Consider the following 14,132-nt stretch of genomic DNA (forward strand, 5'->3'; position numbering starts at 1 on the left):
GTTACATCCCTATTCACCGGTCAGAACCCGCCCCAGGGCTTCGAGGAAGCGCTTGTTTTCCTGGGGCAGGCCGATGGAAACGCGCAGATGGTTGGGCATGCCGTAGCCCGCTACCGGACGAACAATCACACCTTCGCGCAGCAAGCCCTGATATACCGGCGCGGCTTCGCGCCCCAGGTCCACCGCGACGAAGTTGCCGCGGGAAGCAATCCAGCCCAGCCCCAGCGCACGGAAACCCTGCTCCAGCTGCAACATGCCTTCGCGGTTGGCGCGCCGACTTTCCGCCAGATAGGCGTTGTCCTGCAGGCTGGCTACCGCAGCCGCCAATGCCAGACTGTTGACGTTGAAGGGCTGACGCACGCGATTGATCACATCGGCTACCTGTGGATGGCTGATGCAATAGCCGACCCGCAACGCTGCCAGGCCATAGGCCTTGGAAAAGGTACGTGACACGATCAGATTGGGGTAACGCGCCACAAAGTCAAAACCATTGAGCGCGTCTTTGGCATCCACGTACTCGGTGTAGGCCTCGTCCAGTACCACCAGCACCTGCGCCGGCACGCGCTCCATGAAGGCCTCGAAATCAGCCCGCTCGATCCAGGTGCCGGTCGGGTTGTTGGGGTTGGCGATGAACACCAGCCGTGTCGCCGGGGTAATGGCCGCCGCCATCGCCTCCAGATCATGCCCCCACTCCCGGGCGGGCACTTCCACTGCGGTGGCGCCCACCGCCTGGGTGACGATGGGATAGACGGCAAAGGCGTGCTGACTGAACACAACCTCATGCTCAGGCAGGACAAAAGCGCGCGTCAGCAGTTCGAGAATGTCATTCGAGCCGTTGCCCAGCGTGATCATCGTCAGGTCGAAACCGAAGTGCCGGGACAGCGCCTGCTTCAGGGTGAAGCCGTTGCCATCGGGATAACGGGTCAGTTCCGGCAGAGCTGCCTGAATGGCCTTGAGCGCCATGGGTGCTGGACCGAGGGGGTTTTCATTGCTGGCCAGCTTGATGATCTCATCCGGATCCAGGCCGAACTCCCGAGCCAGCTCTTCCACCGGCTTGCCGGGAACGTAAGGGGACAGTTTTTGCACACCCGGCAGCGCCAGGCTCAGAAAATCGCAACTCATGACAAAGCCTCAAGCTTCGAGCACAAGCCACAAGCAACACCTACTCTGCTGAACCGCTTGCAGCTTGCCGCTTGCAACCTGTCGCTACAGTTAAAGAACCGCCTTTGGGTAAGAACCCAGTATCTTCAGCGCCACCGCTTCCTCGCGAATCTTTTCCAGCGCGCCTTTGATCAGCGGATCATGCTGATGGCCGAAGAAGTCGATGAAGAATACGTAGGTCCATTTGCCGCTGCGTGAAGGACGGGTTTCAATACGGGTCAGGTCGATGCCGTTCTCGTGGAACGGCTGCAACAGATGGTGCAGCACCCCCGGACGGTTGTTCATCGAGACGATGATCGAGGTCTTGTCGTCGCCGGTCGGCGGCACTTCCTGGTTGCCGATCATCAGGAAGCGCGTGGAGTTATCCGGGCGGTCCTCGATCTTCTCGGCAATACGGGTCAGGCCATAGAGCTCGCCGGCGATATCACCGGCGATGGCTGCGGAGTTCCACTCGCCTTTGACCCGGCGCGCCGCCTCGGCGTTGCTGGCCACCGCGACCCGCTCGACGTTGGGATAATGCGCATCCAGCCACTTGCGGCACTGAGCCAGTGACTGCGCATGGGAGTAAACCCGGGAGATTTTGTCGGTACGGGTATTCTCGCCCACCAGCAGATGGTGATGAATACGCAGCTCCACCTCGCCGCAGATGGCCAGGTCGTGTTCGAGAAAGCTGTCGAGGGTATGGTTGATGGCGCCCTCGGTGGAATTTTCCACCGGGACCACACCGAAGTGCACCGCACCGGCTGCCACTTCACGGAAGATTTCGTCGATCGCCGCCATCGGCACGCTGACCACCGAGTGGCCGAAATGCTTCAACGCAGCCGCTTGGGTGAAGGTGCCTTCCGGCCCCAGGTAGGCCACCCGCAGGGGCTCTTCCAGCGCCAGACAGGCGGACATGATCTCGCGGAACAGTCGCGCCACCTCTTCGTTGTCCAGCGGCCCCTTGTTCAGCTCCATGATGTGCTTGAGCACCCAGGCTTCCCGTTCGGGCCGGTAGAACACCGGCTTCTCGCCCTCGGCCAGCGTCTTCTGCTTGACCTCGGCCACCGTCTGGGCGCAGCGGGCGCGCTCGCTGATCAGCTCCAGAACCTTCTCGTCGATCGAGTCGATCCGGTTGCGCAGAGCTTTGAGTTGCGCTTCATCTGACATGATTGTTCAACCGTGCTGTTTCTCGAATTCGGCCATGTAGGCCACCAGCGCATCCACTGCCGCTTCCGGGACTGCGTTATAGATGGAGGCACGCATGCCGCCCACCGAACGATGCCCCTTGAGGTTGAGCAGTCCCCGTTCCTCGGCACCCGCCAGGAAAGGCTTGTCCAGACGATCATCGGCCAGACGGAAGGGAATATTCATCCACGAACGATCTGCGACGTTGATCGGGTTGCTGTACAGCTCGCTGGCATCGATCGCCGTATACAGCTTGCGCTGTTTGGCGTCGTTAATGCGCTCCATGGCATCGAGACCACCCTGCGCCTTGAGCCACTTGAACACCAGCCCGGACAGGTACCAGGCAAAGGTCGGCGGTGTGTTGTACATGGAGCCGTTCTTTGCCGCGACGCTGTAGTCGAGCATGGTCGGACACTTGCTGTGTGCCTTGCCGAGCAGGTCTTCGCGAACGATAACCACGGTCAGGCCGCTGGGGCCGATGTTCTTCTGCGCACCGGCGTAGAGCAGACCGAAGCGCGACACATCCAGCGGACGCGAGAGGATGTCGGATGACACGTCCGCCACCAGCGGCTTGTCACCCACCTCAGGGATCCAGTTGAATTCCACACCACCGATGGTTTCATTCGGTGTGTAGTGGACATAGGCCGCATCAGCGGACAAGGTCCATTCGTTCTGCCCGGGAATGGCGAAATAATCGTATTCCTTGCCCGAGGCAGCCGCATTGACGTGGCCGTAACGGGAGGCTTCTTCCATCGCCTTGCGTGACCAGATGCCGGTATCGATATAGTCGGCACGGCCATCCTCGCCCAGCAGATTCAGCGGAATCTGGGCGAACTGCTGGCTGGCGCCACCTTGCAGGAACAGTACCTTGTAGTCCGACGGAATATTCAGCAGCTCGCGCAGGTCCTGTTCGGCCTGCTCGGCGATGCCGACAAACTCGTCACTGCGGTGACTCATTTCCATGACCGACAGGCCTTTGCCATGCCAGTCCGTCAGCTCGTCCCTGGCCGTCTGCAATACTGCCTCCGGCAATGCGGCCGGACCTGCACAGAAGTTGAACAGTCGCTTGCTCACCTTAACCTCTACTCTTGATCGTCAGTGGTCCCGGTGCTGTCATCAGCCGCCCCGGTGTCGGTCTCGCCAGCCTCATCGGCGTCGTCTTCACCTTCCTCGTCGGAAGGCTCCTGCACCCGCTCCAGACCCACCAGCTTCTCGCCATTGGCCAGCTTGATGAGGGTCACACCCTGGGTGTTGCGGGACAGGCTGGATACTTCGGAAACACGGGTACGCACCAGGGTGCCCTGGTCGGAAATCAACATGATTTCCTCGCCATCGACCACCTGCACGGCGCCAATCAAAGGCCCGTTGCGCTCGCTGGTGACCATGGCGATAACGCCCTGACCACCGCGCTTGTACTGCGGGAAGTCTTCTACCGGTGTGCGCTTGCCGTAGCCGTGCTCGGACGCCGTGAGGATCTGGCTGCCCTCCTCGGCAATCAGCATCGACACCAGGCACTGCCCTTCGCCCAACCGCATGCCGCGCACACCCCGAGCGGTACGACCCATGGCACGCACGTCGGTTTCATTGAAGCGGGTTACCTTGCCACCATCGGAGAACAGCATGACCTGCTTGTTGCCATCGGTCAGGGCGGCGCTGATCAGCGTATCGCCCTCGTCCAGATCCAGCGCGATCAGGCCGACACTGCGCTGACGACTGAACTGCGGCAGCGGGGTTTTCTTCACGGTGCCGTTGGCGGTGGCCATGAAGATGAACCAGCCTTCGGTGTATTCCTCGATCGGCAGCATGGTGGTGATGTACTCACCTTCATCCAGCGGCAACAGGTTGACCAGCGGACGGCCGCGCGCGGTACGCGAGGCTTCCGGAATTTCGTAGGTCTTCAGCCAGTACACCTTGCCCTTGCTGGAGAACAGCATCAGCGTGGTGTGGCTGTTGGCGACCAGCAGATGCGATACGTAATCTTCATCCTTGACGCCGGTGGCGGCCTTGCCGCGACCGCCGCGACGCTGGGCGTTGTAATCGGCGAGCGGCTGGCTCTTCGCGTAACCACCGTGGGAAATGGTCACCACGCGCTCTTCTTCGGTAATCAGATCGGCAATGCTCAGATCCATACGTGAAGCGACAATTTCGGTGCGCCGCGCGTCGCCGAAATTGGTTCTGATGTGCTCCAACTCCTCGACGATGACTTCCATCAACCGCTGTTCGCTGTTCAGAATCCGCAGCAGCTCGCCGATCTGGGTCAGGATCTCCTGGTACTCGGACAACAGCTTTTCGTGCTCCAGACCGGTCAGGCGGTGCAGACGCAGATCCAGAATGGCCTGGGCCTGCTCTGGCGACAGATGGTATTTACCGTCGCGCAGACCATACTGCTCGGGCAACTCGTCCGGGCGGCAGCTGTCTGCCCCGGCGCGCTCGACCATCTCGATCACCGTACCCGGCTCCCAGGCTTCGGCCAGCAGACGCTCGCGCGCTTCGGCTGGTGATGGCGAAGCCTTGATCATGGCGATGACCGGATCGATATTGGACAGCGCAACTGCCTGACCTTCCAGAATATGCCCGCGCTCACGCGCCTTGCGCAGCTCATACACGGTCCGGCGGGTAACCACCTCGCGGCGGTGGCGGATGAAGGCATCCAGCAGCTCGCGGAGGTTGAGGATGCGCGGACGACCGTCCAGCAAACCCACCACGTTGATGCCGAACACGTTCTGCATCTGGGTCTGGGAATAGAGATTGTTGAGAATCACCTCGGCCACTTCGCCGCGGCGCAGCTCGATGACCACGCGCATGCCGTCCTTGTCGGACTCATCGCGCAGCTCGGAAATACCCTCGAGCTTCTTCTCCTTGACCAGTTCGGCAATCTTCTCGATCAGCCGCGCCTTGTTCACCTGGTAAGGCAGCTCGTGGATGAGAATCTGCTGGCGACCGCCGACCTTGTCGATGTCTTCGATGGTGCAGCGGGCACGTACATAGATACGGCCACGACCGGTCTTGTAGGCTTCGACGATACCGGCGCGGCCATTGATGATACCGGCGGTGGGGAAATCCGGGCCGGGGATGTGCTCCATCAGTTCTTCGATGGTCATATCCGGGTTTGCAATCAGCGCCAGACAACCGTTGACGACTTCGGTGAGGTTGTGTGGCGGAATATTGGTGGCCATGCCCACGGCGATACCACTGGAGCCGTTGACCAGCAGGTTCGGCACCCGGGTCGGCAACACCTCAGGGATCTGTTCGGTGCCATCGTAGTTGGGCACCCAGTCGACCGTTTCCTTGTCCAGATCGGCCAGCAGCTCATGGGCCAGCTTGGTCATGCGGATTTCGGTGTAACGCATGGCCGCGGCGCTGTCGCCGTCGACCGAACCGAAGTTGCCCTGACCATCCACCAGCAGATAGCGGAGCGAGAACGGCTGCGCCATACGTACGATGGTGTCGTACACCGCGGAGTCGCCATGCGGGTGATATTTACCGATAACGTCACCGACCACACGGGCGGACTTCTTGTACGGTTTGTTCCAGTCGTTGTTGAGCTCGCTCATCGCGAACAGCACGCGACGGTGCACAGGCTTGAGGCCGTCGCGCACATCAGGCAGAGCCCGCCCGACGATCACGCTCATGGCGTAGTCAAGGTACGATTGCTTCAGCTCATCTTCGATATTGACTGGAAGAATTTCTCTGGCCAGCTCACCCATGAAACGGCATTCCTTTTATTGTTGGCAACCTGACGGCGCCAAGGCGTACGCAACGCGGAACGGGCCCCGGTTTCGGGGCCGGATCAAAGCCGGGAATGATACCACACCGCAGAATTCCGCGGGAGCGGAAGAACAGACCCTGGTCACACTTCTCCGTGCAAACACCGGCGACACATCTCAGTGCAGCCGACGGTGACTGAGCAGCTCTGCGAGCCGGGGTTGATCGGGGCGCTCGACGATACCCTTCTCGGTGACGATCACATCAATCAGATCCGCTGGTGTCACATCAAACAACTGCTGCCCACCCTGCCCTGGCGACGGCTGGCCGAGATCAACCTCATCGGCCGTCTCCAGGCTCAGATCGACACTGGAACTCGGCGCCACCACCATGAACCGCAAGCCGTGGTGCATCGCCAGTATCGCCAGCGCATAGGTGCCGATTGCACTGACCACGTCGCCGTTGGCGGCAATGTATTCGGCACCCACCACCACCCAGCTCAGATTCTCCGATTTCATCAGATGACCGGCGGCAGCATCGACGTGCAGCTTGACGGGTAGCTCATCCTGGGTCAGTTCCCACAGGGTCCGCTGTCCAGCGCGCCCGGGACGGGTTTCACAGGCATGCAGCTCGGCGACCAGTCCGGCGGCATGGGCGGCGCGAATAACGCCCAGCGCGCTGCCGTAACCGCCACCCGCCAAGGCCCCGGCATTGCCGAAAGTCAGCATATTCTGCGGCTGCCGATCATGTCGACGGATGACCTGCATACCCAGCTTGCCCATGGCAAGGTTGGCCTCGCGGTCGCTGACATGTATCGAAATGGCCGCCTGGGCCAGCAGCTCGGGTATATTCGCAGCCACACCCAGAGGGCGACGCAACCGCTCACGCAGCATGCGCAGCGCCCAGCGCAGATTGGCTGCCGAGGGGCGAGCGGCGCTCAGCAGGGCAAAATCCGCCTCCAGCGCCGCCGTCCAGTCTTGCGCCTGGCCAATGCGCCTGGCGGCGAGAGCAATACCATAAGCCGCGGCGATACCCACCGCTGCCGCGCCCTGCACCACACCAGTGCGAATGGCCTCGGCAACCTGCACCGCGTCCTGACACTCGACCCAGTTGCCTTCCTCGGGCAAGCGCCGCTGATCAAGAAGGCGCAAACTGCTGCCGCACCACTCCATGGCCTGAACACCGCTCAGGTCGGCGGCTTGGGGTTGAAACTGCATGAACGACTCCAACGCGAAAACGCCATTATACCCAGACGACTTCACGGCGTGATCAAATGTCGCTGCAAGTGGTGAAAACCAAAGGGTATACTGCCGCTCATGACACATATGCCAAGGTCCGGACATGGGCAAGGCAGACTCAACGAGGGGATCATGATGACGCTTAATGTCGACCGGGCGGAAGTCGCCAAATTCGAAGCCCTGGCCAGCCGCTGGTGGGATCGCGAAAGCGAATTCAAGCCGTTGCATGAGATCAACCCGCTGCGCACCAACTGGATTGACGAGAAGTCCGCGTTGGCCGGCAAGGAAGTGCTGGACGTCGGTTGCGGCGGCGGCATTCTCTCCGAGGCCATGGCCCAGCGTGGCGCGCGCGTCACCGGCATCGATATGGGCGAAGCGCCGTTGGCTGTCGCCCGGCTGCACCAGCTGGAATCCGGCGTCGAAGTGGAGTATCAGCAGTGCACCGCAGAAGAAATGGCCGAGCTGCACCCGGGCCGTTTCGACGTGGTGACCTGCATGGAGATGCTGGAACACGTCCCCGACCCGGCGTCGGTGATCCGCGCCTGCGCCACGCTGGTGAAACCGGGCGGTCACGTGTTTTTCTCGACCATCAACCGCAACCCCAAGGCCTTCGCTCTCGCCATCGTTGGTGCGGAATACGTACTGCGCATGCTGCCGCGCGGCACCCATGAATATGCCAAGTTCATTCGCCCAGCCGAGCTCGGCACCTGGACCCGCGACGCCGGCCTGGACATGCAGGACATCATCGGCATGACCTACAACCCACTACTGCGTCATTACAAGCTGGCCCAGGATGTAGACGTGAACTACATGATCCACTGCCAGCGCGGAGCCTGAGCATGCTCGACAGCGTACTCTTCGATCTGGACGGCACTCTACTGGATACCGCAGACGATTTTCTCGCCATCATCCAGAGCATGCGCGAGGAGCGCGGCCTGCCTGACTCGTCGCTGCACCTGATTCGCTCGACGGTGTCCGATGGTTCCGCCGGAATGCTCTGCGCAGCCTTCTCCATCACACCCGAACACGCCGATTTCGCTGAGCTGCGCGATGATTTTCTGGACCGCTATCAGGATCAATTGGCAGTGCATACGCGTCCCTTCCCAGGCATTCCCGAGCTGCTCGACTGGCTGGATGCCGAGGGACTGCCATGGGGCGTGGTGACCAACAAGATGAGCCGCTTCAGCATTCCCTTGCTGGAAGCCACCGGCCTGGCCGAACGCTGCGCCAGCCTGGTCTGCCCGGATCAGGTTCAGCACGGTAAGCCGCACCCCGAACCGCTGCTCAAGGCCTGCACGGAAATGGGCGTTGACCCGGCGCGCAGTGTCTTTGTCGGTGATCACCTGCGCGACATCCAGGCCGGACAGGCTGCCGGTATGCGCACCGTCGCCGCACTTTACGGCTACCTGCCGACGGGCGATGATCCGCAATTATGGAATGCCAGTTTCAGTATCGAGAATGCCGCTGCTCTACGCCCCTGGCTGGAGCAGCAACGGACCCAGGAGTTTTCCCATGTTTAACTACAGCGCCCCCGCCGACCTGCTGCTGGGACGAGTGATTCTGGTAACCGGTGCCGGCGATGGCATCGGCAAGGCATGCGCCCTGAGCTGCGCCGCCCATGGCGCGACCGTGGTATTGCTGGGCCGGACCCTGAGCAAGCTGGAGGCGGTCTACGATGAGATCGAAGCCGCCGGCCACCCTCAGCCCGCCATCTGCCCGCTGAACCTGGAAACCGCCGTGGAGAAGGACTACAACGACCTGGCCGACCAGCTGTTCGATACCTTCGGCAAGCTCGACGGCCTGGTACACAACGCCGCCCAGCTCGGCCCGCGCACCCTGATCGACAACGTCAAGAATGAAGCCTGGCTGGAGCTCATGCAGGTCAACGTCAACGCGCCTTTCTTCCTGAGCAAGGCGATGTTCCCGCTGCTGCGCGCCGCACCCGACGCCTCGGTGGTCTTTCTCTCATCCACCGTGGGCCGCAAGGCGCGCGCCTATTGGGGCCCCTACGCCGTTACCAAGTTCGCCATCGAAGGGTTGATGCAGGTGATGGCCGACGAACAGGATGGCACCAGCGAGATCCGCGTCAACAGCGTCAACCCCGGGGCCACCCGTACCGCCATGCGCAAGGCCGCCTACCCCGCAGAAGAACCGGAGAAGAACCCGGTGCCCGCGGATATCATGCCGGTGTTTCTGTACCTGCTCGGACCGGACAGCAAACACATCAACGGCCAGGCGCTCGACGCCCGAGGCTGAGGCGGCGCCCGATACCGTATCGGTAGGAGCGGCCTCGGCCGCGAGGCTTTCTGCCCGCCCCTTCGCGGGCAGGAGACACGCGTTATTTGCGTGTGCGGTCGCTGCCTTTGAATTTGTTCTGGCGAACGACGCGGGCCTGGTGCATGGAGGGCTTGCGGGCCTGGCGCTTCTGCTTTTCCTTCTGCGCGACCGTGACTTCCGGCAGGCGTATTGGCGTCAGGCCGACCTCTTCGCTCAGGATATCCAATTCCTTCTGGTTCATATCCCGCCAGCGACCGACCGGCACCTCGGCACCGAGAAACACCGGTCCGAAGCGAACCCGCTTGAGCCGATTCACGCGCACGCCCTGGGACTCCCACAGGCGCCGCACTTCGCGATTGCGGCCTTCCATCAGACAGACGTGATACCAGCGGTTGATACCTTCGCCACCGGAACTGACTACATCGGTGAACCTGGCCGGGCCGTCGTCCAGCATGACACCCGTCTTCAGTCGCTCGATCATGTTCTCATCGACTTCGCCCATGACCCGTACCGCATATTCGCGGTCCATCTGCCAGGACGGATGCATCAGCCGGTTGGCCAGCTCGCCATCGGTGGTAAACAGCAGCAGGCCGGAGGTGTTGATATCCAGGCGTCCGACATTGACCCAGCGCCCCTGCTTCAGACGCGGCAACTGCTCGAACACGGTCGGCCGCCCTTCTGGATCGTCACGGGTGCAGACTTCACCTTCGGGCTTGTTGTAGATCAGGACGCGGCGGACCACTTCCGTGTTCAGGTCACGCTTGAGCGGACGGCCGTCGACCATGATCTGGTCCAGGCTGTCGACCCGGCAACCCAGCTGCGCGGCCTCGCCGTTGACGGTGACGCGACCGGCACCGATCCAGCCTTCGATCTCGCGGCGTGAACCAAGTCCCATGCGCGCCAATACTTTCTGCAGCTTTTCCCCGGCGACCGGTACTTCCTGGGTCTCTGGGTTTGTGGGTTGATCTGTCATGCGTGGCACCTCCCGGTGTGGTAAAAAATGATTTGAGAATCTGGTCGCGCAGAATAGCACCGACCTCGCCTGTCAGCTAGTCGGCAACAGAGCCAGAACATCACGTATCTGCGTCCGGCTCCATATCATCGACGGACGGCGGTAACAGATCATTGAAATCGGTTTTCAGATCGGTTTCCATGGCATTGAGCTCTTCCAGCAATGCCCCGAAATCACCCGCACCGACCTGATCAGTTGCGGCCAACGGCGTCACTGGCATCCATTCCGGTGCTGTTTCCCCGGCGGCTTCACCAGCAGCTGCCGGCGGCAAGTCATCGCTGATTTCACGCAACTCAGCCAGCGGCGGCAGATCCGCGAGGCCGCACAGATTGAAATAATCGAGAAATTGCCGCGTGGTGGCATACATCGCCGGACGCCCCGGAACCTCTCGATGCCCAACCACCCGTACCCATTCACGCTCGAGCAAGGTGCGGATAATCTGGCTGCTGACCGCGACACCGCGGACATCCTCGATTTCACCGCGGGTGATGGGCTGCCGGTAGGCAATCAGCGACAGGGTTTCCAGCAGCGCCCGGGAGTAGCGTTGCGGGCGCTCTTCCCATAGACGGCTGACCCAGGGCGAATGTTCGTCACGTACCTGCAGTCGCCAGCCGCTGGCTACCTCGCGCAGTTCCACCGAGCGCTCCGCGCAATCATCTGCCAGCCGCGACAGGGCCTTACGCAGCGTGTCCAGCGACGGTGCCGGGTCATCAAGCAGCTCACGCATGCGCTCCAATGACAGGGGTTTGGTGGAGGCCTGCAGCAGCGCCTCGAGAATCCGTTCAAGCGGTGGTCGGGTCATCGCTTTTCACCTTGACGTGAATGGGAGCAAGAGGTTCGCTCTGCACCAGATCGATCAGTTGCTCCTTGACCAGTTCGAGTACCGCCATGAAGGTGACCACCACTCCGAGCCGGCCTTCGCTGACCTGGTAGAGACTGATGAACGGGACGAACTGCCCGCCCTTCAACCGCTCCAGCACCTCGGCCATGCGCTCGCGGGTGGACAGTGTCTCGCGGCTGACCTGGTGACTCTCGAACATGTCGGCGCGCCGCAGCACCTCGGTGAGCGCCAGCAACAGTTCGTTCATGCTCACATCCGGGTGCGCGGCGCGTGCCTCCACAGCTGGCGGCGCCGCAGCCGCCAGGGTTATATCTCGCCCAACCCGCGGTAGCGCATCGAGATCTTCCGCCGCCTGACGAAACCGCTCATATTCCTGCAGCCGACGAATCAGCTCGGCGCGCGGATCGTCGTCGTCAAAGTCACCACCATGGTCCTCCTCATGGCGCGGCAGCAACATGCGCGACTTGATCTCGGCCAGCATGGCGGCCATGACCAGGTATTCTGCCGCGAGCTCCAACCGCACTGCCTGCATCAGCTCGACATAGCCCATGTACTGGCGAGTGATTTCAGCGACGGGGATATCGAGGATATCGAGATTCTGCCGACGGATCAGATACAACAGCAGATCCAGCGGCCCTTCGAAGGTATCGAGAAAGACTTCGAGCGCCTCGGGAGGAATGTACAGATCCTGAGGCATCTCGGTAACCGGCTGACCATTGACAACGGCCAGCGGCAATTCATGCTGTACGGGACCCGGCAGCTCGGCAGCCGACTCGCTCTGCGCCAACTGCTCTGGTTCCCGGGCGTTCATCAGCCGCGACGGTAGTTCAGGCCGATGGCCTGGCGTACTTCGGCCAGGGTATCGCGCGCCGCATCGCGGGCGCGCTCGGCACCTTCAGTGAGGATCAGGCGCACGGCATCCGGGTTGTTCTCATACTCCACAGCCCGCGCCTGCATCGGTGCCAGCTCGGTGCAGATGGCATCGATAACCGGCTTCTTGCAATCCAGACAACCGATACCCGCGCTGCGGCATCCCTGGTTCACCCAGTCATGGGTGGCCTTGTCGGTATAGACCAGATGCAGCTGGTAGACCGGGCACTTGTCCGGGTCACCCGGGTCGGTACGGCGTACCCGTGCCGGGTCAGTCGGCATGCGTCGAACCTTCTCGCTGACCTCATCGGTGGTGTCACGCAGAGTGATGGTATTACCATAGGACTTGGACATCTTCTGCCCATCAAGACCGGGCATTTTCGATGCCGGGGTCAGCAATGCCTGGGGCTCGGGGAGGATAACCTTGCCGCCGCCTTCGAGGTAGCCGAACAGCCGTTCCTTGTCACCCAGAGTGATGTTCTGCTGCTCCTGCAGCAGCGCGCGGGCGGTGTCCAGCGCCTCGGCGTCGCCCTTTTCCTGATAGGCGGTGCGCAGATTGCTGTACAGTTTGGCAGCCTTCTTGCCCATCTTCTGAATGGCGGCGCGTGCCTTGTCTTCAAAGCCCGCCTCCTTGCCGTACAGATGGTTGAAGCGGCGCGCCAGCTCACGGGTGATCTCGACATGGGACAGCTGGTCGGCACCGACCGGCACCAAGCCGGCACGGTAGACGAGGATGTCCGCACTCATCAGCAACGGATAACCGAGGAAGCCGTAGGTGGCCAGATCCAGGTCGCGGAGTTTTTCCTGCTGATCCTTGTAGGTCGGCACCCGCTCCAACCAGCTCAGCGGCGTGGACATGGACAGCAGCAGATTCAGCTCGGCGTGTTCGGGCACTTGCGACTGAATGAACATGGTCGCGGAGGTGCCACTGACACCGGCAGCCAACCAATCGATCATCATATCCCAGACGTTCTGTTCGATATCCTGCGGGGTCTCGTACAGGGTGGTCAATGCGTGCCAGTCGGCTGCAAAGAAGAAGCACTCATACTCATGCTGCAGCTTTACCCAGTTCTTGAGCACGCCATGATAATGACCTAAATGCAGGCGGCCGGTGGGGCGCATGCCCGATACTACCCGGCGCTGGGATTCAACGGAACTCAAAGGTAACTCCTGATTGTCTGGTGATACGTCATGTTGGCAATGGGGTATTTATTATGTCATTCACGGCTGACGCCGAAAGGTTCCGGGTCGCCGCGACCGATGCGGCGCACTTCGGTTTCGCCATTGAGCAGCGCGACCACTGTGGTTGGTTCGATGGTGCATGCGCCGCTGTCGATGATCAGATCGACATGCTTGTCCAGACGTTCGCGAATATCGTCGGGATCGGTCAACGGCAAATCGTCGCCGGGCATCAGCAGGGTCACGCTCATCAATGGCTCCCCCAACTCTTCAAGCAGCGCCAGGGTAATCTGGTGATCGGGAATGCGCAGCCCTATGGTCCGCCGCTTGGGGTGCAGCAGGCGCCTGGGCACTTCACTGGTGGCGTGCAGAATGAAGGTATAAGGCCCCGGTGTGTTGCCCTTCAGCAACCGAAAGGTGGCATTGTCGACCTTGGCATAGACGCCCAGCTCCGACAGGTCACGGCAGACCAGAGTGAAGTTGTGCTTGTCATCCAGTTGACGCAGGCGACGAATACGCTCCAACGCGCTCTTGTCACCCAGATGACAGCCCAGAGCGTAGGCCGAATCGGTCGGGTAAGCGATCACTCCACCGTTGCGCACGACGTCCGCCGCCTGACTGATCAGACGCGATTGCGGATTGTCCGGGTGAATCTGGAAATATTGGCTCACGGCTGCATTCT

Annotated in this window: 12 protein-coding genes and 1 pseudogene; 3 read left to right on the forward strand and 10 right to left on the reverse strand. The window is 61.5% G+C overall.

The window, feature by feature from the left end:
- Positions 1–9 precede the first annotated feature (9 nt).
- The 5 genes from hisC to mtnA all read right to left on the reverse strand — a co-directional run bounded on the left by hisC (position 10) and on the right by mtnA (position 7,250).
- Positions 10–1,122 carry a histidinol-phosphate transaminase gene (hisC, locus tag BLU11_RS10380; RefSeq protein ID WP_090273272.1) on the reverse strand — a complete coding sequence of 371 codons (1,113 nt, stop codon included), beginning with the start codon at positions 1,120–1,122 and terminating at the stop codon, positions 10–12.
- 90 nt (positions 1,123–1,212) lie between these two features.
- Positions 1,213–2,310 carry a prephenate dehydratase gene (gene pheA / locus BLU11_RS10385; RefSeq protein ID WP_090273273.1) on the reverse strand — a complete coding sequence of 366 codons (1,098 nt, stop codon included), beginning with the start codon at positions 2,308–2,310 and terminating at the stop codon, positions 1,213–1,215.
- Positions 2,311–2,316: 6 nt separating this feature from the next.
- The gene (gene serC / locus BLU11_RS10390; RefSeq protein ID WP_090273274.1) at positions 2,317–3,402 is read right to left on the reverse strand and encodes a 3-phosphoserine/phosphohydroxythreonine transaminase; all 1,086 of its coding nucleotides are present in this window, start codon (positions 3,400–3,402) and stop codon (positions 2,317–2,319) included.
- An 8-nt stretch (positions 3,403–3,410) separates the two neighbouring features.
- Positions 3,411–6,035: a DNA gyrase subunit A gene (gene gyrA / locus BLU11_RS10395; RefSeq protein WP_090273275.1), complete on the reverse strand. Its 2,625-nt coding sequence runs from the start codon at positions 6,033–6,035 to the stop codon at positions 3,411–3,413.
- Between the two features lie 177 nt (positions 6,036–6,212).
- The gene (mtnA, locus tag BLU11_RS10400; protein ID WP_090273276.1) at positions 6,213–7,250 is read right to left on the reverse strand and encodes an S-methyl-5-thioribose-1-phosphate isomerase; all 1,038 of its coding nucleotides are present in this window, start codon (positions 7,248–7,250) and stop codon (positions 6,213–6,215) included.
- 156 nt (positions 7,251–7,406) lie between these two features.
- On the opposite strand from mtnA, the gene ubiG reads away from it, so the two are divergent.
- The 3 genes from ubiG to BLU11_RS10415 are packed head-to-tail and all read left to right on the forward strand — an operon-like array spanning position 7,407 to position 9,527.
- Positions 7,407–8,108, forward strand: coding sequence for a bifunctional 2-polyprenyl-6-hydroxyphenol methylase/3-demethylubiquinol 3-O-methyltransferase UbiG (ubiG, locus tag BLU11_RS10405; protein WP_231702327.1), 702 nt, complete (start codon positions 7,407–7,409; stop codon positions 8,106–8,108).
- 2 nt (positions 8,109–8,110) lie between these two features.
- The gene (locus tag BLU11_RS10410; protein ID WP_090273278.1) at positions 8,111–8,791 is read left to right on the forward strand and encodes an HAD-IA family hydrolase; all 681 of its coding nucleotides are present in this window, start codon (positions 8,111–8,113) and stop codon (positions 8,789–8,791) included.
- Positions 8,784–9,527, forward strand: coding sequence for a YciK family oxidoreductase (locus BLU11_RS10415; protein ID WP_090273279.1), 744 nt, complete (start codon positions 8,784–8,786; stop codon positions 9,525–9,527). The genes BLU11_RS10410 and BLU11_RS10415 overlap by 8 nt, the downstream gene beginning before the upstream one ends.
- Before the next feature lie 121 nt (positions 9,528–9,648).
- On the opposite strand, the pseudogene rluB reads toward BLU11_RS10415, so the two are convergent.
- From rluB to BLU11_RS10440, 5 genes and pseudogenes are all read right to left on the reverse strand, one after another.
- Positions 9,649–10,521: pseudogene (gene rluB / locus BLU11_RS10420) on the reverse strand (23S rRNA pseudouridine(2605) synthase RluB); the annotation flags it as partial.
- 100 nt (positions 10,522–10,621) lie between these two features.
- Positions 10,622–11,362 (reverse strand): SMC-Scp complex subunit ScpB, encoded by a 741-nt coding sequence (gene scpB / locus BLU11_RS10425; RefSeq protein WP_090273281.1) that lies wholly within the window; start codon positions 11,360–11,362, stop codon positions 10,622–10,624.
- Positions 11,343–12,212: a segregation and condensation protein A gene (locus BLU11_RS10430; protein ID WP_090273282.1), complete on the reverse strand. Its 870-nt coding sequence runs from the start codon at positions 12,210–12,212 to the stop codon at positions 11,343–11,345. Before BLU11_RS10430 ends, scpB begins: the two co-directional genes overlap by 20 nt.
- Positions 12,212–13,432, reverse strand: a complete 1,221-nt coding sequence (locus tag BLU11_RS10435; protein ID WP_090273283.1) for a tryptophan--tRNA ligase — start codon at positions 13,430–13,432, stop codon at positions 12,212–12,214. Before BLU11_RS10435 ends, BLU11_RS10430 begins: the two co-directional genes overlap by 1 nt.
- A gap of 56 nt (positions 13,433–13,488) precedes the next feature.
- The gene (locus BLU11_RS10440; protein WP_090273284.1) at positions 13,489–14,121 is read right to left on the reverse strand and encodes an L-threonylcarbamoyladenylate synthase; all 633 of its coding nucleotides are present in this window, start codon (positions 14,119–14,121) and stop codon (positions 13,489–13,491) included.
- Positions 14,122–14,132: the final 11 nt, after the last annotated feature.

It is taken from the genome of Halopseudomonas litoralis (assembly GCF_900105005.1).
Lineage (GTDB): Bacteria > Pseudomonadota > Gammaproteobacteria > Pseudomonadales > Pseudomonadaceae > Halopseudomonas > Halopseudomonas litoralis.